Here is a 22,781-nt window from a genome sequence, read left to right as displayed (position 1 = left end):
CTCGAACTGGGTCTCCACTGTTAAACTTTGGAGCCTCAAGATGAATATCGCTGCCAAGACTATACCGCTCGTCGTTACAACCGGCCCGCATGCCGCCTCCACGAAAATCCATAAGCCGGGCGTTTTGCATCCGCATATCCGCGTACCGATGCGCGAGATCGCAGTGCACCCGACGGCGGGCGAGCCGCCGGTCACGGTTTATGATTCCTCAGGTCCCTATACCGACCCCAACCATCCGGTCCTGATCGAAAAAGGTCTGCCGCGTCTGCGTCATGACTGGATCGTCGCGCGCGGTGATGTCGAGGCTTACGAGGGACGGCACGTCAAACCGGAAGATAATGGTTTCGCCACCGGTGAGCGCCTGACGCCTGAATTTGGCGTGCGTCATCAGCCGCTGAAAGCGACGGCGGGCAAGGCAGTGACGCAACTTGCCTATGCTAGGGCCGGCATTATCACGCCGGAAATGGAATTCATCGCCATTCGCGAAAATCTCGGGCGCGAGGCAGCGAAGGAGAAGCTCGTGCGTGACGGTGAGAGTTTCGGCGCGCATATTCCTGATTATGTCACGGCGGAATTTGTGCGTCAGGAAGTGGCGTCGGGCCGCGCCATCATTCCAGCCAATATCAACCACCCTGAACTTGAGCCGATGATCATCGGCCGCAATTTTCTCGTCAAGATCAATGCCAATATCGGCAATTCCGCCGTCACCTCCTCCATGGCGGAAGAGGTTGAGAAGATGGTTTGGGCCATCCGCTGGGGTGCAGATACCGTCATGGACCTGTCGACTGGCCGCAACATCCACAATATCCGCGAATGGATCATCCGCAATTCGCCGGTGCCGATCGGCACGGTGCCGCTTTATCAGGCGCTGGAGAAGGTCAATGGCATTGCCGAAGACCTCAATTGGGAAGTGTTCCGCGATACGCTGATCGAGCAGGCGGAGCAGGGTGTGGATTATTTCACCATCCATGCCGGCGTCAGGCTGCATTACATCCCGCTCACCGTCAACCGCGTCACCGGCATCGTCTCACGCGGCGGCTCGATCATGGCCAAGTGGTGTCTGCATCACCACAAGGAAAGTTTCCTCTATGAGCATTTCGACGAGATTTGCGACATCTGCCGCGCTTACGACGTCTCCTTCTCGCTGGGCGATGGCCTGCGTCCCGGCTCGATCGCTGACGCCAATGATGCGGCGCAGTTTGCGGAGCTGGAAACGCTGGGCGAGTTGACGCAGATCGCCTGGGCAAAGGATTGCCAGGTGATGATCGAAGGCCCCGGCCACGTGCCGATGCACAAGATCAAGGAGAATATGGACAAGCAGTTGAAGACCTGCGGCGAAGCGCCCTTCTATACGCTTGGGCCGCTGACCACGGACATTGCGCCCGGTTACGACCACATCACGTCTGGCATTGGTGCTGCAATGATCGGCTGGTTCGGGACCGCCATGCTCTGCTACGTTACGCCGAAGGAACACCTCGGTCTGCCGGATCGTAATGACGTGAAGGTGGGTGTCATTACCTACAAGATCGCCGCTCACGCCGCCGATCTCGCCAAGGGGCATCCGGCCGCGCAAGTGCGGGACGACGCGTTGTCACGTGCAAGGTTCGAGTTCCGCTGGGAGGATCAGTTCAACCTGTCGCTCGATCCCGATACGGCTCGGTCCTTCCATGACGAGACGCTGCCGAAGGAGGCGCACAAGGTTGCGCATTTCTGCTCCATGTGCGGACCGAAATTCTGCTCGATGCGGATTTCCCACGACATCCGCGCCGAGGCGCAGAAGGAGGGGCTTGAGGCCATGGCCGCGCGCTTCAAGGAAGGCGGTGAGCTTTACATGCCGCTTCCGACGCCTGCGAATGCCGAATAAAATGCACGTCCTTGTCAAGGGAACGGGGGTCGCCGGTTTGACGGCGGCCTTCGAACTGGCGCGGAGGGGCGTTGTTGTCGAGGTGTCGGAGCGCAATGCCGAGCCTTCTCGTGGAGCGTCGTTTTATGCCGGCGGCATGCTGGCGCCCTGGTGTGAGCGCGAAAATGCGGAGGAAGCGGTCCTGACGCTTGGCATGGTGGCGCTTGACTGGTGGGACGAGGCAACTCCCGGCCTTGTGGTTCGCAATGGCACGCTGGTCGTCGCGCCAGTACGCGACAGGGCAGAGCTTACGCGTTTCGCATCGCGGACCACCGGTTATCGCTGGGTGGATGAGGGCGAGATCGCCGCTCTGGAGCCCGATCTTGCGGGTCGCTTCCGCTCCGGGCTTTATTTCCCGGGCGAGGGGCATCTCGATCCGCGTCTCGCGCTGAAATCGCTGCATGAGCGGCTTTCTACCATGGGTGTGCGGTTCCACATGGGCATCCCTGTCGATGAACGATTGTTCGACCGGGCGGTGGACTGCACCGGAGCTGCGGCAGTGGGAGAAATTTCCAACCTACGCGGCGTGCGGGGAGAGATGCTCTACCTCGCTACCTCGGAGCTATCCCTCTCCCGTCCCGTCCGGCTGTTGCATCCGCGCATTCCGCTTTACATCGTCCCGCGCGAGTCTGGACGCTTCATGGTGGGCGCGACGATGATCGAGACGGAGGATGCCGGGGCCATTTCCGTCCGTTCGATGATGGAGTTCCTGAATGCCGCCTATGCCGTGCATCCGGCTTTTGCGGAAGCTCGGATCATCGAATCCGGCACGGGTGTGCGTCCTGCTTATCCCGACAATCTCCCCAGGGTCATGCAGGACTGCCGGACCATTTTCATCAACGGCGCGCACCGGCACGGCTTTCTGCTTTCTCCGGCCATGGCGCGGCACGCGGCTGACATCATTCGCCAAACTCTCTCAGAAGGAACAGGATCATGAAACTTCTTGTCAATGGCGACGAGCTTGATCTCGCCGCCGAGACGCTGGCCGGCCTGCTTGCCAGCCTCGAATACGAAGGCGATTGGCTGGCGACGGCGGTGAATGGCGAACTCGTGCACTCGGAAGAGCGCGCCGATTATCAACTGAAGGATTTTGACCGCGTCGAAATTCTCTCGCCGATGCAGGGAGGCTGAGCCATGCTGATGCTTTATGGCCGTGAGGTCTCGTCCCGTCTTCTCCTTGGCACGGCGCGGTACCCATCCCCCGCCGTGCTCGAGAATGCGGTCCGGGCCAGCAACACGGATATTCTGACGATTTCGCTGCGCCGGGAAACGGCGGGCGGCAGGAAAGGCGGGCAGTTTTTCGAACTGATCCGCGAACTGGATCGAAACGTCCTGCCGAATACGGCTGGCTGCCACACCGCCAAGGAAGCTGTGCTGACGGCAAAGATGGCGCGCGAGGTGTTTCGCACCAACTGGATCAAGCTGGAGGTCATCGGCCATCACGATACGCTGCAGCCCGATGTCTTTGCGCTTGTGGAAGCCGCGAAAATCCTCTGCGACGATGGTTTTGAGGTCTTTCCCTATACGACCGACGATCTGGTCGTCGCCGAGAAGCTGCTGGAGGCGGGCTGCAAGGTTTTGATGCCGTGGTGCGCACCGATTGGTAGCGCCATGGGACCGCTCAATCTGGTGGCGCTGAAATCCATGCGGGCGCGTTTCCCCGACATACCTTTGATTGTTGATGCCGGTATCGGCCGCCCGTCGCATGCAGTCACCGTAATGGAGCTTGGATACGATGCCGTTCTGCTCAACACGGCGGTGGCGGGGGCGGGAGACCCGGCCGGCATGGCCGAAGCTTTTGCTCTGGCGATAGAAGCCGGCCATCAGGCATATATTTCCGGACCGCTGGAGCCGCGGGACATGGCCGTTCCCTCGACGCCCGTGATCGGGACTGCGGTTTTTTCCTGATCGCGGCTCGTCGCCGACCTCAGGCGTGTCACGTTTTGCGTTGACAGTGCCTGATGGTGGCGGGATACCGGGAGAAAAGGGAAAAGGCATGGCGGCACTCACCAATCTTCTGACTGACATAGACGGCGTTTCGGTCGGCAGTGTTACCGATCTTTCCCTTGGCTCCGGTGTTACGGCGATTGTTTTTGAAAAGCCCGCCATTGCCTCAGGTTCTGTTCTGGGCGGTGCGCCTGGCGGGCGTGACACGGGCCTGCTCGACCCGGCGATGACGGTTGAAACCGTGGATGCCTTAGTGCTGTCGGGCGGCTCGGCCTTTGGGCTTGATGCGGCAGGCGGCGTTCAGGCCGGGCTGCGCGAGATCGGCCGCGGCCTTCAGGTCGGTTCCACCCGCGTACCCATCGTGCCGCAGGCGATCCTCATGGATCTTCTGAATGGCGGCGACAAGGACTGGGGTTTGCATTCGCCCTATCGCGACATGGGATATGCGGCTTTCAAGGCGGCGCGTGCGGCGCCTTTCGAACTCGGCACGGTCGGTGCCGGGACGGGAGCAACGACCGCGACCTTCAAGGGAGGGTTGGGGTCGGCAAGTGCTGTCAGTTCCGGCGGATATAAAGTGGCGGCTATTGTCGCCGTCAATGCGCTTGGCTCGGCAACCCTCGGTGCGAGCCGGCATTTCTGGTCTGCTCCGTTTGAGGTGGCGGATGAGTTTGGCGGAAGCGGGTTTCCGCAACGGTTTGAGCCTGAAAATACCGCCTTGCGCCTCAAGGGGGTCAATCTCACGGCAACGACCATCGGTACGGTGGTGACGGATGCCGCACTCACGAAAGCGCAGGCACATCGCCTTTCCATTATGGCGCATGACGGGTTGGCCCGCGCCGTTCTGCCCGCCCATTTGCCGAGTGACGGTGACACCATGTTCGCGGCCGCGACGGGCGAGAAGCCGCTTGAGGGCGGCGTTCATTTCGCCGAACTTTGCCATCTTGCCACCATTGTGATGGCGCGGGCCGTGGCGCGTGGCGTCTATGAGGCGACGGCCTTTCCGGTGGATGGAGCGCAAAAGGCCTATCGCGATCTTCATGGACGGAGCCTTTAACCGATGAGTGAGGCTCTTCCGCCACTGAAACCTGTCCTTCGCATTGATTTTCCGCCCGGACAACGCCTCGGCCACGGCAAGATCGAATTGATGGAACTGATTGTCGAGACCGGCTCGATCTCCGCCGCCGGGCGGGCGATGGACATGTCATATCGCCGCGCGTGGCTGTTGGTGGATGCGCTGAACCATATGTTTCGACAACCGGTTATCGAATCGCAGCGCGGCGGCAAACAGGGCGGCGGGGCGGCGCTGACCGTCTTCGGCACCGAATTGCTGGCGCGTTATCGCGACATGCAAATGCGGATGAACGAAGCCCTACATCAGGATATCGACTGGCTGGAGGCCAACCGCAATCCTGACGCTGCTCTCAATAGGGATCGATAGCCGCTGACTTTATGATTGCATGCACCGGTTTTCCGGGTTCCAGCTGCAACCTTTCGCGAGAGAGGTCTGTGATGCGCGACTGGATGATGTCACCGCCGCAATCCACCTGAACCGTGACCATGGCGTCTTCGCTCACGGAAACGTTTGCGACACGGCCGTTGAAAATGTTGAGCGCGCTCAAGCCTTCAGGTTTTACGGTTGCAAGCATTACATCGCGTGCGGGTATGAGCACGCGCACCGGGCTGCCGCATATTTCGCTTTTTGCCGGAACGTGAAGCAGCATGGTTTTTAGCTTTACGGCGGCAAGCCCATGCCGCTCGTCGAAGCTTTCAATGCGCCCGGAAAGAATGCTGCCCGCCTCGCGCCTTTCGAGATGGGTGCTGAAATCGGGTCCTGCCAGCACCTCGGCGGCTTTTCCCTGCGTTTCCACCGTTCCGTCCTTCATAACAATGATGCGATCGGCCAGACGGGCGACCTCGTGGATCGAGTGGCTGACATAGACAACAGGGATTTTCGTCTCGTCCCGCAGCCGTTCGAGATATGGAATGATCTCCGCTTTCCGCTGTTCGTCCAGCGAGGCGAGCGGCTCGTCCATCAGCAGCAATCTGGGTGAAGAAAGCAGGGCGCGGCCGATAGCCACACGTTGCTTTTCGCCGCCGGAAAGTTTGTTCGGGCGTCGGTGCAGAAGATGGCCAATGCCGAGCATGTCGACGATATGGTCCCCATCCGTGCCCGTGGTTTTATTCGCAGTGAACCACCTGCCATAGTTCAGGTTTTGGGCGACGCTGAGATGCGGGAAGAGCCGCGCTTCCTGAAAGACATAACCGAAATGGCGTTTGTGCGCCGGCAGAAACAGTCGTTTTTCGCTGTCGGTCAGCACTTTGCCATCAAGTGAAACTTGTCCATCATCCGGTCGCAGGAGGCCGGCGATGATGCGTATCATTGAGGTTTTGCCGGAGCCCGAGCGCCCGAAAAGCGCGGTCACTCCGCCTTCGGACGTGAATGACGCGTCAAGTTCGAAGGCGCCAAGACGGTGGCGGATGGAAACCGAAAGCGTCATTCCATGCTCATCCGTTTGCCGATTACGCGGGCCAGCAATTCCGAGACGAGCAGAGCGAGCATGGAAATCGTAACCGAAACGATTGTAAGCCGCAGCGCACCGGCGTCGCCGCCCGGGACCTGCGTGAAGGTGTAGATGGCGGCGGACAATGTCTGCGTTTCGCCCGGAATGTTTGAAACGAAAGTGATGGTCGCGCCAAATTCGCCCATGGCCTTGGCGAAAGCGAGAATCATGCCGGCGATGATGCCGGGCAGGGTCAGTGGCAGGGTAACGGTGAGGAACACCCAGAGCGGATTGGCCCCCAATGTTCCCGCCGCCTCTTCCAGCTTGCGATCCACCGCTTCGATGGAAAGGCGGATGGAGCGCACCATCAGCGGAAAGGCCATAACAGCGCATGCGAGAGCTGCTCCCGTCCACCGGAAGGAGAAGACGATGCCGAACCAGCTGTCGAGAAATTGTCCGATCGCGCCCCGGCGGCCGAAGAGAACCAGCAGCAGAAAACCGGTTACGACGGGCGGCAGGATAAGCGGCAGGTGGACGATGCCGTTGAGGAGAGACTTGCCCCAGAAGCGGCCGCGCGCCAACGCCAAGGCGATGAGAATGCCGAGCGGCAGGCTGGCGAGCATGGCAACGGAGGACACCCACAGGCTGAGCCTGATCGCCGTCCATTCTTCAGGGCTGAGTGTCCACCAATGCAACGCCATATCCCGTAACCGTCATCTCTTGCGGCCCCTGGGCCAGGGAAAGCAGTTTATTTCAAGACCGTGAAGCCCTGTTTTTCGAAGAAGGGCGTTGCCTTTTCGGACTTCAGGAAATTCAGATAGGCTTTTGCCGCCGGCGATTTTGCCTCCGAAAGAATGGCCACGGGATAGATGATCGGCGGATGGCTGTCTCCAGGGAACGTGCCGACGATCTTCACACCGGGATCGGCAGCCGCATCGGTTTGGTAGACGATGCCATAGGGCGCCTCTCCGCGCGAGACGAGCAGCAGGGCGGCACGCACGCTTTCCGCGCCGGCGACCTTTTGTTCGACCGACGACCAGACGCCGAGTTTTTCCAGCGCGGCCTTGCCGTATTTGCCGGCGGGTACGGAATCCACCGCGCCCATGGCCAGGCGGCCGTCACCTACCAGAGCCCCAAGATCAAAGCCCTGCTTGATCTCGACCGGCTTGGCCTTGTCGGCGGGAGCGACGAGAACGATGCGGTTGCCTAGAAGATTGGAGCGGCTGTCAGCGTTGATCAGCTTCTTTTCAGCGACATGATCCATCCATGCAAGGTCGGCGGAAATAAAGATATCCGCTGGTGCGCCCTGCTCGATCTGCTTGGCGAGCGCTGAACTTGCGGCATAAGAAGCCGCCGCTTCATTACCGCTTTCCTTCGCCCACTCGGCGTTGATGCCGTCCAGTGCGTTTTTCATGCTGGCTGCGGCAAACACCGTGACTTTTTCGGCGGCATGGGCCGGAACGGCTGCAAAGGAGGCCGCCAGCCAGAAGGACGTCACTGTGGCGATGGTTTTGAAGAAGCTGCGACGCAAAAGTCTCATGGTGTGATGCCCCGGTACGAGATATTCATATGAATATATCGATAGGCCTATCGCGCATTCATTATATTTTCAAGGATATATCGAAGGATGACAAAATTCCCGGGGTTGGGGGGCTTCCAACCTCAGTTCTCTGCTTGCAACAGGAATGCATGGGATGAGCGTCTGCGCCACGGGAGTGTCTTTTCAGACCGAAGATTTGGGCTGACTGAAACGCCGTGACAGCTGTGGGGGATGGCAAGCACACAAGAAACGGCAAAGGTCGTAATCAGATATCGGGCCCAATGTTTCTGTCGGACCGTAAGTCGGATCAAAAACGCTCGCCGGCGAAATGGGCTATCTGTGCACCTGCTTCGTAATAGGCTTCCTTCAGAGCCCTGAAGGGCTGCGCTTTTGGTTCCGTTAAAGGCAAAGGCAATTCCGCTTCGGTTATCTCACCGAGAACATGCTGTGCAATGACTTTGCCGAAGGCCGTGCCCGGTGCGATGCCGCGGCCATTATAGCCTGAAAAGCCGACGACATTTTCGGCGAATTTGTGAAAGCGGGGCACGGCATTGTCGGTCATACCGATCTGGCCGTACCATTCACACTCGAACTCGGTATCCCCAAGCTGCGGAAAAAGCCGCTTCAACGACCGTTTCGCCCAGGCGCGGTGAATGGCGGCACCCGTGCCGCGCAGCGCCCCGACACTGCCGAAGACCAGCCGGCCAGCCTTGTCCATGCGGAAGGATGAGAGAATTTCCTTCGTGTCCCAGCAGCCCTCGCGGCCGGGGAGGATGCTTTTTTGCAGATTGTCGCCGAGAGGTCTGGTCGCGAAGTTGAAATAGGGCAGATAAATCTGTTCATCGCGAACGACCTGCCACGGTCCCGTGCTGTAGGCTTCGGTCGCCACCACGATCCATTTGGCAGTTACCGATCCGTTTGGCGTCTTCACGACCCATTGTCCACCGTTGCGTTCGGTGGCTACCACGGGGCTATCCGTATACAGCCGTGCGCCCGCCTTCTGCGCGGCGGCGGCGAGACCGCGAACATAGGCGAGCGGCTGAATTGTGCCTGCGCGGGTATCCAGAAGTGCGCCGGAATAGGCTGTCGTGCCCGTGCGTCTGGCCGTTTCCTCTGCATCGAGAACACGAACGGGCGCGCCCCTTTCGGCCCATTGTTCGCAGCGTTCGCGGATTTCACGGAGCCCTTTTTCACCAACTGCGCAATGCAGCGTTCCGTTTTTTTCGATCTCGCAGGGAATTGCGTGTTTTTCCACCAGGTCTCGCACGAGAAGTGGCGCATTGCCCAGAAGGCCGAGAAGCCGCTCGCCGTAAGTTTCGCCCAGCACGCCAGGCAATTCCTTCGGCATGACCCACATGCCGCCATTGACAAGGCCGACATTGCGCCCCGCGCCGCCGAAGCCGATTTTCCTGGCTTCGAGCAGGGCGACATTTATGTCCCGTTCGGCGAGGTGGAGCGCCGCAGATTGCCCGGTGAAACCGCCACCGACGATAACGACATCGGCAGCCACGGAGCCTTTTAACGCAGCGGTTGCGGGTGGCTGCGGCGCGGTCTTTTCCCAGAGGCCGTGCGAGCGGGGGTCATTATACATCGTTCCACCATGTCCGGGCGAGTTCATTTGGTTTTCGTATGAGTGACAAGCCCTTGTTTATAAGACTTTACAAGCCTCGCCGCCTGTTGAATATCGACATATCGTCAAGAGTTCATTCCATGAGGGAATATGGTTCTGCCGCCTCGCCGTTTTTTGCCGTCGCTTTCGCTACTCGCGGCATTCGAAGCCGCTTCGCGCACCGGCAGCGTTACCGCAGCTGCGCGGGAGCTCGGCCTGACCCAGGGTGCCGTCAGCCGGCAAATCCTGGCCCTCGAAGAACAGCTCGGGGCGGCGCTGTTCCTTCGCGAGCGACAGACGATCCGGTTGACAAGGGCAGGGGAGGGTTATGGCCGGGAAATACGCGAAGCCCTGCGGCGCATATCGACGGCTTCCCTCAATCTGCGCGCCAATCCGGATGGCGGCACGCTCAATCTCGGGGTGCTGCCAAGCTTCGGCACACGCTGGCTCGTGCCGCGCCTACCCGCTTTTATCGCACGCCACCCGGGTATTTCCGTCAATCTTCTGACGCGGTCTTCGCTTTTCGATTTCAAGACTGATACGGTCGATGCGGCGATTCATTTCGGCTTGCCGCACTGGCCGGGTACCGAACTTGTTTTCCTGATGCACGAAAAGATCGTTGCCGTATGCAGCCCCGCTTTCAAAACGCGACACCGATTTTCAACGCCTGATGATCTGCTTCATGTGCCGCTACTCCACATGACAACCCGACCCGATGCCTGGGAGCAATGGTTTCGCAGTCACGGCGTGGTATTCGACAATGTACACGGCATGCTTTTCGATCAGTTCACCACCATCGCCGAAGCGGCGAGCGCCGGTCTCGGTGTGTCGCTCATTCCTGCTTTCATGATCGAAGAGGAGTTGCGAAGCGGCCGACTTGTCGCGGCCGTTGCCGGCGAGGCGGAAAGCGAGGAGGCGTATTATCTCGCCTGCATGCCGGATCGCGCCGGTTACGCGCCGCTTGAAAGCTTTCGGCGCTGGATCGTTTCCGAGGCAGGAGGTGGAACCGGCGTCGAGGCCGGCGAGTTTTCCGCTTAAACCCTTGCGCGGTCTTGCAAGAACGATGCGGCTCAGCCAATAGTGCGCCGTGATGCGTGGCGCAGAGCCGTGCCTTGAAAGTTTCAATACGGGAGATGTCCGTGAAGCCCATTTTTGTTCAGCTTCAATGCGAGCCCGGCAAGACCTATGATGTCGCCGACGCCATCTATAAAACCGAACTGGTGTCCGAACTTTATTCCACCAGCGGTGAATATGATCTTCTGCTGAAAATCTATCTTCCGCAGGAAGAGGATATCGGCAAATTCATCAATCAGAACATCGTCAATATTCCGGGCATCGTTCGTTCGCTGACAACGCTGACCTTTACGGCCTTCTGATAACAATTTGAGAGTCTGCGACGGCCTCTCATTCTGCCCGTCCCGGGAGCCTGCCAGCTCAGCTCCTTGTCGGAACAAGGAAATGTGGGAGGCTTAGGCGCGTTTGCGAATTTCGCAAAAACCTGCATAGGCAGACCTATTAAAGTGGAAGGCGGTGTCTTGCAGGCAGGACTGTCAGCCAAAGGAAAAGCGCGCCGCCGGCCCACAATGTCGGGTCCGATATGGGGCGCGCTTTCGTTTTGACGGTTTTGTAAGCGGGCGATGGCTTTCGCGCATCAGGCTACCGCGGCCAGGTTCCGATTACGCACGAGGTCGCGAATCGCGATCCGCACATCGTCCGCACTGTCGAACTTCTGCTCGTCCAGATCGTGAACGTGGAACTTCACCGCAATAAACTTCAGCCGGTCGTTGTCCGGGATGACGATGCCGACGGGCTCGCCGGCGAATTCAATAACTTGCTTCTGCATAGATAAACTCCCGCTGTGGCTACTTCTCACAGCATGTTGTCGAACTGATTTTCAGGAAATTGAGACTGTTAAGTCACATTCGACAGCAGCGGGAACACGTGGATTTAAATCCAGCATTCCAGGATTCAAGACCAAGGATTGCGTTGATGCGATTGTATTTTGACATGACACACTCCCTGTATTGGTGTTGATCCGGAATCAGGAGACTCGTTCTCCAGTTCCACACTGATAATCCAGACCAGCACTAAAATCAATGCTGATTGTTATAGGTAGAATATTTTTCTTTATGATGACAGGAGAGGGGCGGAATTGTGAAATTTTTGTTTCCGCTTGGGGCCGGCTTCAAAAGGCCCGGCGCAACGGGCTTTTTTAGCTTTTTTTAATCGTGTCCGGATGGCTGCGGCGGATAAATATGATCGTTTCCGCTGAAGTCAGATATCGAAAAACGGCCGTCCCGGGTCTTTTCGGCCGCATTTCCGCCAATGGGCGCCTTGCCGTGGCCGCCGGGTATGTCGAGAACATAGGTCGGCTGGCAGAGACCGGAGATGCGTCCACGCAGGGCAGACACGATTCGCTGCCCTTCTTCTATCGACAGGCGGAAGTGGCTGGTGCCGGGCGCCAGATCGGGGTGGTGAAGATAATAGGGCTTGATACGGGTCTCGACGAATGCCCGCATCAGTTCGGCAAGAATCGCCGGATCGTCGTTGACACCTTTTAAAAGCACGGTCTGGCTGACCATGGCGATCCCCGCATCAATGAGGCGTGCCGAGGCTAGTCTTGCGGCGTCGCCGAGTTCCCGCGCGTGATTCGCATGCAGGGCAACATAAGTCGTCTTGCCGCTGGATTTCAGCGCGTCGATCATCGCTTCATCGATGCGATCGGGATCGACTACGGGCACGCGGGTGTGGAAGCGGACGATCTTCACATGCGATATGTCTTTCAGTCGTTGCATCAGATCGAAAAGTCGCCGCGGGGAGAGCACCAGTGGATCGCCGCCGGTGAGGATGACCTCCCAGATCGCCGGGTCCGCCTTTATATAGTCGAATGCGGCGTCCAGCTGCTGCGGGCTCATCATGCCATTACCCTGCGGCCCGACCATTTCACGGCGAAAACAGAAACGGCAATAAACGGGGCATATATGCACCGCCTTTAAAAGAACCCGGTCCGGATAACGGTGAACGATGCCATGCACGGGGCTATGGGCGTCATCGCCTATCGGATCCTCCCGCTCTTCGGCAAGATGGATAAGCTCGGCCGCATCCGGCACGAACTGCCGGGCGATGGGATCGTTCGGATCGCCGATGTCGATCAGTTCGGCAACCGCTGGCGTGATAGCCAGTGCGTAACGCTGCGTGACCGGCCGCAGGCTGTCGAGTGCGCCGGCTTCGATCAGCCCTGCTTCCAGCAGTGCCCCCGGTGTCTTGATGGTCTCAGAGCCTGTCATCGTCCGTATTCCGCAACCGGGGCCCACATGACGAGATCGATGCGGGGTGCGCCTGTGGCCAGCATCACCAGCCGGTCGAAACCCAGGGCTATGCCGCTTGCCGGCGGCATGATGGCGAGCGCAGCCAGAAAATCCTCGTCCAGCGGATAAGTCTCGCCATAGACACGCTGCTTTTCCGCCATCTCCGTTTCAAAACGCCGCCTCTGCTCGGCAGCGTCGGTCAATTCACCGAAGGCATTGGCAAGTTCCACGCCGCAGGCATAAAGCTCAAAACGTTCCGCCACGCGTGCATCCCTCGGGGATCTGCGGGCGAGGGCTGCTTCGCTTGTCGGATATTCATCGAGAATTGTCGCGCGTCCGAAGCCAAGTTCCGGCTCGACCCGTTCGACGATGACACGGCTGAACATATCCGCCCAGGTATCATCCTCGGCCACCCGGATGCCGGCACTGGCGAGGCTTGCGGCAAGGTGCCGGCTGTCGGTCTCGCCGTCTCCGCTGATTGTGGCCAGAAGGTCGATTCCGGCATAGCGTTCGAAGGCCTCAGCGACACTCAGGCGTTCGGGCTCGAGAAAGGGATCAACGCTGCGCCCGCGATAGGAAAAATGTTTCGTACCCGTGGTTTCGGCCGCGAGAGCGAGAAGAGTGGCGCTGTCCTTCATTAGGCTCTCATAGGTTTCGCCTGCGCGATACCATTCCAGCATGGTGAATTCGGGGTGGTGCAGCGGGCCCCGCTCCCGGTTCCTGTAGACATGGGCGAAACAGGAGATGCGTTTTTCACCCGCGGCAAGCAGCTTCTTGCAGGCGAATTCCGGAGACGTGTGAAGATAAAGCGGCACGGCGTCGCCGCCCGGCGTCACGCCTTCAGTGGCAAATGCGTGGAGATGTGCCTCGTTGCCTGGCGAGATCTGCAGGGTGGCGGTATCGACCTCCAGAAAATCGGCGCGGGCAAAATAGCCGCGAAAGGCCGACTGGACGGCGTTGCGGCCAAGCAGGAAGGCGCGACGGTCGGCATGGACGTCGGGCGTCCACCATGGCGACATTGTTTCGTTGCTTGCGCGCATCGTTTTTTTTCGTTTCCGTCTTCTGTCCCGCCCCGGATTGCGGATAAACAGGCTGCAAAACACCTGGTTGCGTTATTTAAAGCGGTTCCGGGGCGAAAACCGCTAGGTACTCTTCCGCGAATTGCTGTAGAAGGCTGGCAATCCGTGCGGATTTAAGGTAGTTGCGCCCCAGAAAAAAGACAAAACGTCTGCCGGGGCTGGTGCTGCCGCGCAGTCCTTTACGACGCATTTCATCGAGTTACAAGGAAGTCATATGGTCAAGGTTATCGCCTCATCCGTCCGCAAGGGCAATGTTCTCGACGTGGACGGCAAGCTTTACGTCGTTCTCACCGCGCAGAACTTTCATCCCGGCAAGGGCACGCCGGTCACGCAGGTGGACATGCGCCGCATCGTCGATGGCGTGAAGGTCTCCGAGCGCTGGCGCACCACCGAGCAGGTCGAGCGTGCTTTTGTTGAAGACCTGAACTTCCAGTTTCTCTATGAAGATGGCGAAGGCTTCCACTTCATGAACCCTGAGAATTACGATCAGGTCGTGGTGGATGCGGAGACGATGGGTGACCAGAAGGCCTATCTTCAGGAAGGCATGACCTGCGTTCTTTCCATCCACGAAGGCAATCCGCTGGCTGTCGAACTGCCGCGCCACGTCACGCTTGAGATCACGGAAACCGAGCCGGTCGTAAAAGGCCAGACGGCGTCTTCTTCTTACAAGCCCGCCATTCTTTCCAACGGCATCCGCACCATGGTGCCGCCGCATATCGATGCCGGCATTCGCGTGGTCATCGCGACGGAAGACAATTCCTACGTCGAACGCGCCAAGAACTGATCCTGGCAATCGAGTAGACAAAAAGCACCGGTTCCCGGTGCTTTTTTTATTCCATGCCGCGAATAACAAAAAGCCCGCGTCGAGACGCGGGCTTTTTTGTCTTTTCGGGCTGTTGATTACATGCCCTTGGCCGCCGTGACGGTCGGGCCTGCCGGTTTCTTCGGCGCGGTCGTCTGGCCAAAGGCATAACCGCCGCCCAGCGCCACGTTCAGCGACACATAGTCCTGCGCGGTCTGCTGGATCGCCGTGGCAAGGCTTGCCTGTGCGGCTGACACCTGACGCTGCGCATCGAGAACGTCGAGCAGCGAAGAGGCACCGTCGCGGTAGCTGGCGGTCGAGAGCTGCAACGCTTCCTGGTAGGAAGCGACCGTCTTGCGCAATGCGTCGGCGGTGCGCTGGTCGCGATTGACTGCGGCAAGGGCGTTTTCAACCTCTTCGACGGCGTTGAGGACCGTTTGCTTCCATGCGAGATATTCTTCGCGCGCCTGCGAGTTGGCGAGGTCGATATTGGCGCGGATGCTGCCGCCATCGAGGATCGGAAGAACAAGGCTCGGGCCGAAGGACCAGCTGTTTGCCGTACCTCTGTTGCCGCCGCTGACGAAGTTGTAGCTCGGGGTGATGGCGCCGCCGAGTTCAATGCTCGGATAAAGCTGCGATTCGGCAACGCCGATCTTTGCCACGGCTGCCGCAAGTTCACGCTCGGCGACGCGGATATCCGGACGATTGCGAATGAGATCTGCCGGAATGCCGGTGCGTGGCACACTGCGGGCCACGGGCTGACGCGCGCCCTTCTGCAACTCGGCGATCAGCGACGAAGCTGGCAGGCCGAGCAGCGTGGCGATGCGGTGCGCCGCCTTGCGGAAGTTGGTTTCGAGGCCCGGTATGTCGGACAGGGTGGAGTTGACCAGACCTTCGGACTGGACAACGTCGAGTCGCGAAGCCGCACCGGCTTCAAGCTGAAGCTTGGTCAGATCCAGTGTTTCACGGCGGGAAGCCAGGTTATGGCGGGCGATCGCCAGACGCTCCTGATAATAGCGTACGTCGATGTAAGCCGAGGCAACCGAGGAAATCAGCGTCAGGCGCTGAACGTCGACGCTTGAATAAGCCGCATCGAGCGATGCATTGGCGCTTTCCGTGGCGCGACGGTAGCGGCCGAAGAGATCGAGCAGCCAGGAAACGCTGAGGCTGCCGGAAGAGACGTTGGTGACAGGAACGTCGCGGTAGCTGCCCTTCGTTTCGCTGGTCGTGTGGCTGCCATTGGCGGTCAGGCTGGGCAGGCCGCCTGCGCCGGCTGAAATCACGTTGGCTTCAGCCTGGTTGATACGCTCTATGGCCTGCATCACCGTCAGGTTCTGCTTCAGGCCGGTAGCAACGTAACCGTTCAGGCGGCTGTCATTGAAGGCTGTCCACCACGCAACGGTGCTGATGTCGCCGTTACTGGTTTTTCCGGCTTCCGCAAACTTTCCCGGCAATTGGATTTCCGGTGTCTTGTGGTCGGGTCCGACAACGCAGCCTGAGAGCAGCAGCATTGTCAGGGGAAGAGTAGCGCGAATAGACAGCATATAATTTTCCCAATTCTCTGGTTGGCTTACCGAGCGCGGCTTGGTGAAAAATGGGCTGCGCGGTCGATCTGCCGTAGAAACGTGCAATTGCCAAATCGGCAACATTTCTAGCAGCGTATTAACGGTTGGCACAGCCCATTTTTGTTTTGTTAACGCCTTGAAAGGCGACGAATGATGACGAAAAAGGACGGAACGAAGAAAATTCCGAGCAGTGTTGCAGAAAGCATACCACCCAACACTCCAATCCCGATTGCATTTTGGGCGGCTGAACCCGCACCGGTTGCGATTGCGAGAGGCACAACACCGAGGATGAAGGCCAGCGATGTCATGATGATCGGCCGCAGGCGTAGCTTCGCGGCCTCCAGTGTCGCTTCCATGAGACTCAGCCCATGCTCCTGTCTCTCCTTGGCGAATTCGACGATCAGGATCGCATTCTTTGCCGCGAGGCCGATGGTCGTCAGCAGGCCCACCTTGAAGTAGACGTCGTTCGACTGGCCGAAGAAATGCGCCGCGGCCAAGGCGCCGAGGACACCCACCGGCACGGCCATGATGACCGAGAAGGGGATGGACCAGCTTTCATAAAGGGCGGCAAGGCAAAGGAACACGATCAGCACCGAGAGCGCATAGAGCATCGGCGCCTGTGAGCCGGAAAGGCGTTCCTGATAGGAGATGCCCTGCCACGCGACCGTGTAACCGCCCGGCAGGCTCGCCGTCAGCCGTTCCATCTCGTCCATGGCATCACCGGAGGCTACGCCGGCGCCGGCAGTGCCTTCGAGCGAGATGGCGCCCGTGCCGTTAAAGCGCGCCAGAGACGGAGGAGCGTTGATCCATTTCACCTCGCTGAAGGAGGAGAATGGCACCATCTCGCCGCTGGTGTTGCGGGCATACCAGAACTTGAGATCGTCCGGCTGCATGCGGTAAGGCGCGTCGCCCTGGACATAGACGGGCTTGAGTTCACCGTTGAGGGTGAAGTCATTGACGTCACGGCCGGCGAAGATCGTCGACAGCATCAGATTGACAGAGGAAAGATCGACACCCATTGCCCCCATCTTCTCCTGATCGAGGATGATCTTCATCTGGGTTTCGTTGTCCTGGCTGTCGCTTCGAAGCGAGCTGATCTTCGGATTGCCGGTGGCAAGCGCAATCAGTTCCTTGGACGAAGCGGTCAGGGCATCGGTGCCGTTGCGGCCGCTATCCACGAGATACATCGAGAAGCCGCTCGATGTACCCATGCCCTGAATGGCCGGCGGCAGAAGCGGGAAGACCTGGGCATCGCGGAAACCGAAGAAGGTGCCCATGGCGCGCTGGACGATGGCGCCCGCGTGCTGGTCGGGAGCCGTTCGCTCGGCGAAATCCTTGAGTTTGGTGAAGACGATGGCGTTGTTCTGGCCCGAACCACTGAAGCTGAAGCCGAGAACGCCGAAAACCGATTCGACATTGGCGGCTTCCTTTTCGCGGAAGTAGTTTTCAACCTGCTTCACCACCTCATTGGTTCGCTCGATATTCGAACCGGTCGGCGTCTGGATGATGGTCAGGAGCACGCCCTGGTCTTCCTGCGGCAGGAACGAGCTGGGGAGCTTGCTGAAGAACCAGACGCAGCCGCCGATGACGATTGCGAAGATGATCATGACGCGCAGGGGCCGTTTCAGCAGATAACCGATGGAGGACACGTAGCCGTCCGTCGTCTTGCCGAAGCCGCGGTTGAACCACGCGCCCGGCCCGCGCTGCTTCTTGTGATGGTCGATCGGCTTCAGCATGGTGGCGCAGAGCGCCGGCGTCAGCACGATGGCGACTACGGCCGAAAGCAGCATGGCCGAAACGATGGTGATCGAGAACTGGCGGTAGATGATGCCCGTCGATCCGCCGAAGAAGGCCATCGGAATGAACACGGCGGTGAGCACAAGCGCGATACCGATGATGGCTCCGGTGATCTCACCCATCGACTTCTCGGTGGCCTCGACCGGCGACAAACCCTCCTCCGACATGATTCGTTCGACGTTTTCGACAACGACGATGGCGTCATCAACGAGCAGACCGATGGCCAGAACCATGGCGAACATGGTGAGCGTATTGATGGAATACCCGGTGAGCGCGAGAACGCCGAAGGTGCCGAGAAGCACGACCGGCACGGCGATCATCGGAATAAAGGTGGCTCTGAGGTTCTGCAGGAACACCAGAAGCACGACGAAGACGAGGATGATCGCCTCGATCAGCGTATGCACCACCTTTTCGATCGACAGTTTCACGAACGGCGTCGTGTCATAGGGATATTCGATCGCGACGCCTTCAGGCAGCGAACCTTCGACGTTGGTCAGGGCAGCTTTTACACGCGCCGCCGTGTCGAGCGCGTTGGCACCCGTGGCAAGGTTGACGGCGAAACCGGCCGAAGGACGGCCATTGGAGCGGGAATCGCCGCCATAGGTTTCCTGGCCGATTTCAATACGGGCAACATCGCTGAGGCGGACGGTTGCGCCATCCTTTTCGACTTTCAGGATGACCGATTCGAAGTCGGCGACAGTGGTGAGCTGGCTCTGCGCCGTCACCGTCACGTTGAGCTGCTGACCCTTGACGGCGGGAACGGCACCGAGCGAACCGACCGAAACCTGGGTGTTCTGGCTTTCGATGGCACCGGTAACGTCTGCGGTGGTCAGCTGGTATTTGTTGAGCTTGAAGGGATCCAGCCAGATACGCATCGCATATTCGGAGCCGAAGACATTGATGCTGCCCACGCCTTCCAGGCGCTTGATCTGGTCTTCGACACGCGAGGAGAAGACGTCGCCGAGATCGGCCGAATTGCGCTTGCCGTCGGTGGAGATCAGTGCACCAACCATCAGAATGCTCGATGTCGAGCGGCTGACCTGGATACCCCGCTGCTGCACGGTATCGGGCAATTGCGACTGGACAAGCTGCAGCTTGTTCTGCACCTGAACCTGCGCGATGTCAGGCAGGATGCTGTTACCGAATGTCAGCGTCACTTCGGAACTGCCGGTCGAGGACGACGAGGTCATATAGGTGAGGTCATCGAGGCCGGTCATGCCGTCCTCGATGATGGTTGTCACCGATTTTTCCACGGTCTCGGCGCTGGCGCCATTGTAGGTCGCGCTGACGCGGACCGTTGTCGGTGCAATGTCGGGATATTGCGAAATGGAGAGAGTCCAGATCGCAAGGGCGCCGCCCAGCATGATGACGATGGCGATAACCCATGCAAAAACAGGGCGCCTGATGAAGAAATGGGCCATGGCAGTCCTTGCCTTACCTTTTACGAGCTTCGACCGGAGGTCTCGCGCTCATGCTTATTTCGAAGGCGCGGCGGCAGGCTGAGCCTGCTGCGGCACAACGACGATACCCCGATCGTCAATGGTCACTTCCACCGGCGCCACGGTTGCGCCGTCCGCGATCCACTGGAAGCCGTCGACGATGAGCTTGTCGCCATCCTTGACGTTTTCCGTCACCAGCCAGGCGTTGCCCGACTGCTGGCTGGAAGGGAAGGTGCGGGTTTCCACCTTGTTTTCCGCTGTCACGAATTTTGCCGTCAGCTCGCCATTGGCGTTTCGGCTCGCCGCGCGCTGCGGGATACGGAAGCCCTTTTCCTTGCCGATGGTCAGCGTGGCGCGAACATAGGTGCCGGGAAGCAGGAGATCGTCCGGATTATCGAAGAGGGCGCGGATGGAGAAGGTGCCTGTCGTTTCGCTCACCGCCATGTCAGACATGTCGATCTTGCCGTCATGCTTATATTCGGTGCCATCTTCCAGTGTAAGATGAATGCCGGTCTCTTTCGTGTCGCCACCAAGCTGACCGGACGATATCGCCTTTTTCAGACGCAGGAGATTGGTGCTGGATTCCATCAGGTCGATGTAAATCGGATCGATGCGACGAAGCGTCGTCAAAGCGGTCGTCTGGTTCGCGGTCACCACGTTGCCGATGCTGAAGGCCGTTGCGCTGGTAATGCCGTCGAAGGGTGCACGGACCTTCGTGAGATCGAGATTGATCTCCGCCGTTTCCAGCGCCGCCTTGGTCTGGGCCACATCGGCCTGCGCCTGCAGCAGCGTCACCTTGGCGTTTTCATATTCGATCTGGGTGGCACCGCTGTTAACCAGCCGTTCGTACCGGGCAAGGTTGGCCTCCGCGCTCGGGACACTCGCTTCCGCCTTCGCCACGTTTGCCTTGGCCTGCGCCACTTCCGCCAGATAGGTATTGTCTTCGATCTGGTAGAGAACGTCGCCCTGCTTCACCTCGCTGCCTTCCTTGAAGGGAATTTCACGGATGATGCCGGTGACCCGCGGCCGGATTTCAGCCGTCTGGAACGCGCTGGCGCGGCCGGGCAGAACAGTGGTCAACGGATATTCGCTGGTCTTCATCAAAATGACGCTGACCGGAGACGGCGGACGCGCTGCGCCCTGGGCGGCGTTCTGGCTGCTTTCGCCGCCATCGCTGCAGCCCGCCAGAATCGCGGTCACACACAGAGAAGCAAGTAGGAGTAAAATACGTCGGCTCATTGTTCTTCCCTGCGTATCGATCGCATTCAACTATAAGCGCAATGTCGCTCGGCGGATGCGCGTCCGGAGACAGATACGACAGGCGAAGGCCTTGGAAGGGACCCGATTCGCGTATTCTATCCGGACCGCATGCGCATAGAAGCGCAGGCTTTTGCGCTTCGCAAGCAACTGCGAGAAGGTGACGTAAATTGGGAATCGTCACTTAGCAAGCGGATTGCGCAATCCCGCATCGACTAAATCGACGAGTTGATCGCAACGTGTTGCCAAATTGCCGATATCTTCCCGCGCAATAAGGACGGGATGAATGACGCTGGTCAGCGCATGGAGCACGGTTTCCGCCAGAGGAGAAACATCCGTGGCGGTATAGATTCCGGCTTCGATCCCATCCTGAATGATCTCGCCGAGCAGCTTCACGATGACAGACTTGTAATAGTCTCCGCACTTCATGTCCTGCTTGGCGGTCATCAGGATCATTTCGAAGACATAGGGGTTCTTATTGAGATCCTGATGGTGTTGCTCCATCAGGTTGCGCGCCAGATGACGCAATCTGGAAAGCGGCGCATGGCTTTTGTCGAGCGGACAGATCTGGCGTTCGAAAGCGCCGATCTGTTCGAAGCCAAGGGCGTCGACAAGCGCGTTCTTCGAGCTGAAGTTCTTGAAGACATTGGCGGGAGACATGCCGAGCGCCGCGGCGATATCGGCAATCGCAACGGCATTGAAACCGCGCTCCCGGAAAAGCTCTTCCGCCTTGGCGAGAATGTCCCGCCGGGTTTCCTCGGCGGAACGGCGGGGCCGGCGTCTGACAGGACGGTCACCCTTCCTGTCGGCCTTTCTCGCCTGTTCGATCATTTTGTTCACAGTCAGACTCCGGGGAAGAACCGCTCCAGATTCCGGCGTACTCTTGCAAGCGGCGTCTCGCCGCTATCGTCGGGAACGAAGCTCTGTCCGGTGATGCGTTCGTAAGCATCAATATAGACTTTCGAGGTTTGCAAGACGAGGTCCTGCGGAATTTCTGGTACGTCGTCCTTATAGGGGTCGCAGCGTTCGGCAACCCAGGCTCTGACAAAGTCCTTGTCGAAGCTTGCCGGCCTTGTGCCGTTTCGAAAGCTTTCCTCATAGCTGTCAGCCATCCAGTAGCGGCTGCTGTCCGGTGTGTGTATCTCGTCGGCCAGAATGATCGTCCCGTTTTCATCCGTTCCGAATTCGTATTTCGTGTCAACGAGAATGAGGCCCTGTCTGGCGGCAATCTCCTGCCCGCGCTTGAACAGTGCCAGCGCATAATGGGAAAGCACGTTCCATTGCTCCTGCGTCAGGAGTTTCTTCTCTACGATCTCCGAAGGCGTCAAAGGTTCATCATGGCCGCCATCAAAGGCTTTGCTGGTGGGTGTGATCACCGGTTCGGGCAGGACCTGGTTGTCCTTCATCCCATCCGGCAGACTCATACCGTACATCTGCCGTTCGCCCTTCTTATAAAGGGTGAGGATCGAGGTGCCTGTCGTGCCGGCCAGATAACCGCGAACGACCACTTCAACCGGCAGTATTTCGAGCCGCTTGCCGATGACGACATTGGGGTCGGGATATTCGAGCACATGATTGGGGCAGATGTCCTTCGTCAGCTCGAACCAGTAGCGGGCCGTCTGTGTCAGAACCTGCCCCTTATAAGGTATGCAGGTGAGAATACGATCAAAGGCGCTGAGACGATCGGTGGATATGATGATGCGATTGCCGTCGGGCAGGTCGTAATTTTCCCGCACCTTGCCACGGTAGTAATTCGGCAGCTCGGGAATGACGGCTTCATCGAGAATGCGCACGGGCTCTCCAATTCTGTCTTTAGGACGCCAAACGCCCTGATCGGTCTAAATTCCTGCTCGATCCTATTACATGTTTCCCGAAACAGGACCAGACGCCATGTTATCGGCCGACAAAGGCCGGTATTTTAGCCGGTTCTGGAAACTATCATTCTAAAACAACAACTTACCAAAAATGTCAGTTTTTTGACGGTAGGTGTGTTGACTTGTTTGAGGTGATGGATTTATAAGTCCGCTCACTGAA

20 protein-coding genes and 1 pseudogene are annotated in these 22,781 nt (G+C 58.9%); 9 read left to right on the top strand and 12 right to left on the bottom strand.

Going from position 1 to position 22,781, the window contains the following annotated elements:
• The first annotated feature begins 40 nt into the window (after positions 1-40).
• The 6 genes and pseudogenes from thiC to DOU54_RS08220 all read left to right on the top strand — a co-directional run bounded on the left by thiC (position 41) and on the right by DOU54_RS08220 (position 5,288).
• Positions 41-1,864: a phosphomethylpyrimidine synthase ThiC gene (gene thiC, locus DOU54_RS08245; RefSeq protein WP_113382073.1), complete on the top strand. Its 1,824-nt coding sequence runs from the start codon at positions 41-43 to the stop codon at positions 1,862-1,864.
• 1 nt (position 1,865) lies between these two features.
• Positions 1,866-2,868, top strand: a pseudogene (thiO, locus tag DOU54_RS08240) (glycine oxidase ThiO).
• Positions 2,837-3,034 carry a sulfur carrier protein ThiS gene (thiS, locus tag DOU54_RS08235; RefSeq protein ID WP_004443639.1) on the top strand — a complete coding sequence of 66 codons (198 nt, stop codon included), beginning with the start codon at positions 2,837-2,839 and terminating at the stop codon, positions 3,032-3,034. The pseudogene thiO and the gene thiS overlap by 32 nt, the downstream one beginning before the upstream one ends.
• 3 nt (positions 3,035-3,037) lie before the next feature.
• Entirely contained in the window at positions 3,038-3,811 is a 774-nt protein-coding gene (locus DOU54_RS08230; protein WP_113382075.1) for a thiazole synthase, read from the top strand.
• An 88-nt stretch (positions 3,812-3,899) separates the two neighbouring features.
• Complete coding sequence (locus DOU54_RS08225) at positions 3,900-4,904, top strand: P1 family peptidase (protein WP_113382076.1); 1,005 nt, start codon at positions 3,900-3,902, stop codon at positions 4,902-4,904.
• A 3-nt stretch (positions 4,905-4,907) separates the two neighbouring features.
• Positions 4,908-5,288: a winged helix-turn-helix domain-containing protein gene (locus DOU54_RS08220; protein ID WP_004443629.1), complete on the top strand. Its 381-nt coding sequence runs from the start codon at positions 4,908-4,910 to the stop codon at positions 5,286-5,288.
• On the opposite strand, the gene modC is transcribed toward DOU54_RS08220, so the two are convergent.
• From modC to DOU54_RS08200, 4 genes are all read right to left on the bottom strand, one after another.
• On the bottom strand, positions 5,272-6,348 hold the full coding sequence (gene modC / locus DOU54_RS08215; RefSeq protein WP_113382077.1) for a molybdenum ABC transporter ATP-binding protein: 1,077 nt from the start codon (positions 6,346-6,348) through the stop codon (positions 5,272-5,274). The two genes, DOU54_RS08220 and modC, sit on opposite strands and share 17 nt — an antisense overlap.
• A complete protein-coding gene (modB, locus tag DOU54_RS08210; RefSeq protein WP_113382078.1) occupies positions 6,345-7,052 on the bottom strand; it encodes a molybdate ABC transporter permease subunit in 708 nt (235 codons plus the stop codon). Before modB ends, modC begins: the two co-directional genes overlap by 4 nt.
• A 47-nt stretch (positions 7,053-7,099) precedes the next feature.
• On the bottom strand, positions 7,100-7,891 hold the full coding sequence (gene modA / locus DOU54_RS08205; protein WP_004443622.1) for a molybdate ABC transporter substrate-binding protein: 792 nt from the start codon (positions 7,889-7,891) through the stop codon (positions 7,100-7,102).
• A 307-nt stretch (positions 7,892-8,198) separates the two neighbouring features.
• Positions 8,199-9,482, bottom strand: coding sequence for an NAD(P)/FAD-dependent oxidoreductase (locus DOU54_RS08200; RefSeq protein ID WP_004443619.1), 1,284 nt, complete (start codon positions 9,480-9,482; stop codon positions 8,199-8,201).
• A 129-nt stretch (positions 9,483-9,611) separates the two neighbouring features.
• Here DOU54_RS08200 and DOU54_RS08195 point away from each other — a divergent pair, with 129 nt between their 5' ends.
• Both DOU54_RS08195 and DOU54_RS08190 read left to right on the top strand, forming a co-directional pair.
• Positions 9,612-10,538 (top strand): LysR family transcriptional regulator, encoded by a 927-nt coding sequence (locus DOU54_RS08195; RefSeq protein WP_004443617.1) that lies wholly within the window; start codon positions 9,612-9,614, stop codon positions 10,536-10,538.
• Positions 10,539-10,639: 101 nt separating this feature from the next.
• Positions 10,640-10,876 (top strand): Lrp/AsnC ligand binding domain-containing protein, encoded by a 237-nt coding sequence (locus DOU54_RS08190; RefSeq protein WP_003521320.1) that lies wholly within the window; start codon positions 10,640-10,642, stop codon positions 10,874-10,876.
• Positions 10,877-11,151: 275 nt separating this feature from the next.
• Here DOU54_RS08190 and DOU54_RS08185 read toward each other — a convergent pair whose 3' ends face one another.
• The 3 genes from DOU54_RS08185 to epmA form a co-directional block, all read right to left on the bottom strand.
• Entirely contained in the window at positions 11,152-11,343 is a 192-nt protein-coding gene (locus DOU54_RS08185) for a hypothetical protein (protein WP_003492264.1), read from the bottom strand.
• Positions 11,344-11,722: 379 nt separating this feature from the next.
• Positions 11,723-12,787 (bottom strand): lysine-2,3-aminomutase-like protein, encoded by a 1,065-nt coding sequence (locus DOU54_RS08180; RefSeq protein WP_113382079.1) that lies wholly within the window; start codon positions 12,785-12,787, stop codon positions 11,723-11,725.
• Complete coding sequence (epmA, locus tag DOU54_RS08175) at positions 12,784-13,848, bottom strand: EF-P lysine aminoacylase EpmA (RefSeq protein ID WP_035210220.1); 1,065 nt, start codon at positions 13,846-13,848, stop codon at positions 12,784-12,786. The genes DOU54_RS08180 and epmA overlap by 4 nt, the downstream gene beginning before the upstream one ends.
• A gap of 253 nt (positions 13,849-14,101) precedes the next feature.
• Here epmA and efp point away from each other — a divergent pair, with 253 nt between their 5' ends.
• Positions 14,102-14,671: an elongation factor P gene (gene efp / locus DOU54_RS08170; protein WP_004443607.1), complete on the top strand. Its 570-nt coding sequence runs from the start codon at positions 14,102-14,104 to the stop codon at positions 14,669-14,671.
• 116 nt (positions 14,672-14,787) lie between these two features.
• On the opposite strand, the gene DOU54_RS08165 is transcribed toward efp, so the two are convergent.
• The 5 genes from DOU54_RS08165 to DOU54_RS08145 all read right to left on the bottom strand — a co-directional run bounded on the left by DOU54_RS08165 (position 14,788) and on the right by DOU54_RS08145 (position 22,540).
• Positions 14,788-16,233, bottom strand: coding sequence for an efflux transporter outer membrane subunit (locus DOU54_RS08165; RefSeq protein WP_022556884.1), 1,446 nt, complete (start codon positions 16,231-16,233; stop codon positions 14,788-14,790).
• Between the two features lie 149 nt (positions 16,234-16,382).
• On the bottom strand, positions 16,383-19,472 hold the full coding sequence (locus DOU54_RS08160) for an efflux RND transporter permease subunit (RefSeq protein ID WP_004443603.1): 3,090 nt from the start codon (positions 19,470-19,472) through the stop codon (positions 16,383-16,385).
• A 54-nt stretch (positions 19,473-19,526) separates the two neighbouring features.
• On the bottom strand, positions 19,527-20,729 hold the full coding sequence (locus DOU54_RS08155) for an efflux RND transporter periplasmic adaptor subunit (RefSeq protein ID WP_113731050.1): 1,203 nt from the start codon (positions 20,727-20,729) through the stop codon (positions 19,527-19,529).
• 198 nt (positions 20,730-20,927) lie between these two features.
• Positions 20,928-21,587, bottom strand: a complete 660-nt coding sequence (locus tag DOU54_RS08150) for a TetR/AcrR family transcriptional regulator (protein WP_006699120.1) — start codon at positions 21,585-21,587, stop codon at positions 20,928-20,930.
• Positions 21,588-21,589: 2 nt separating this feature from the next.
• On the bottom strand, positions 21,590-22,540 hold the full coding sequence (locus DOU54_RS08145) for a phosphoribosylaminoimidazolesuccinocarboxamide synthase (protein ID WP_004443593.1): 951 nt from the start codon (positions 22,538-22,540) through the stop codon (positions 21,590-21,592).
• Positions 22,541-22,781 lie beyond the last annotated feature (241 nt).

Origin of the sequence: Agrobacterium sp. MS2 (assembly GCF_003261015.1) — a bacterium.
Taxonomy (GTDB): Bacteria; Pseudomonadota; Alphaproteobacteria; order Rhizobiales; family Rhizobiaceae; genus Agrobacterium; species Agrobacterium pusense.
The sequence above is the reverse complement of the archived record's forward strand: the minus strand, read 5'-3'. Positions and strand labels throughout refer to the sequence as shown.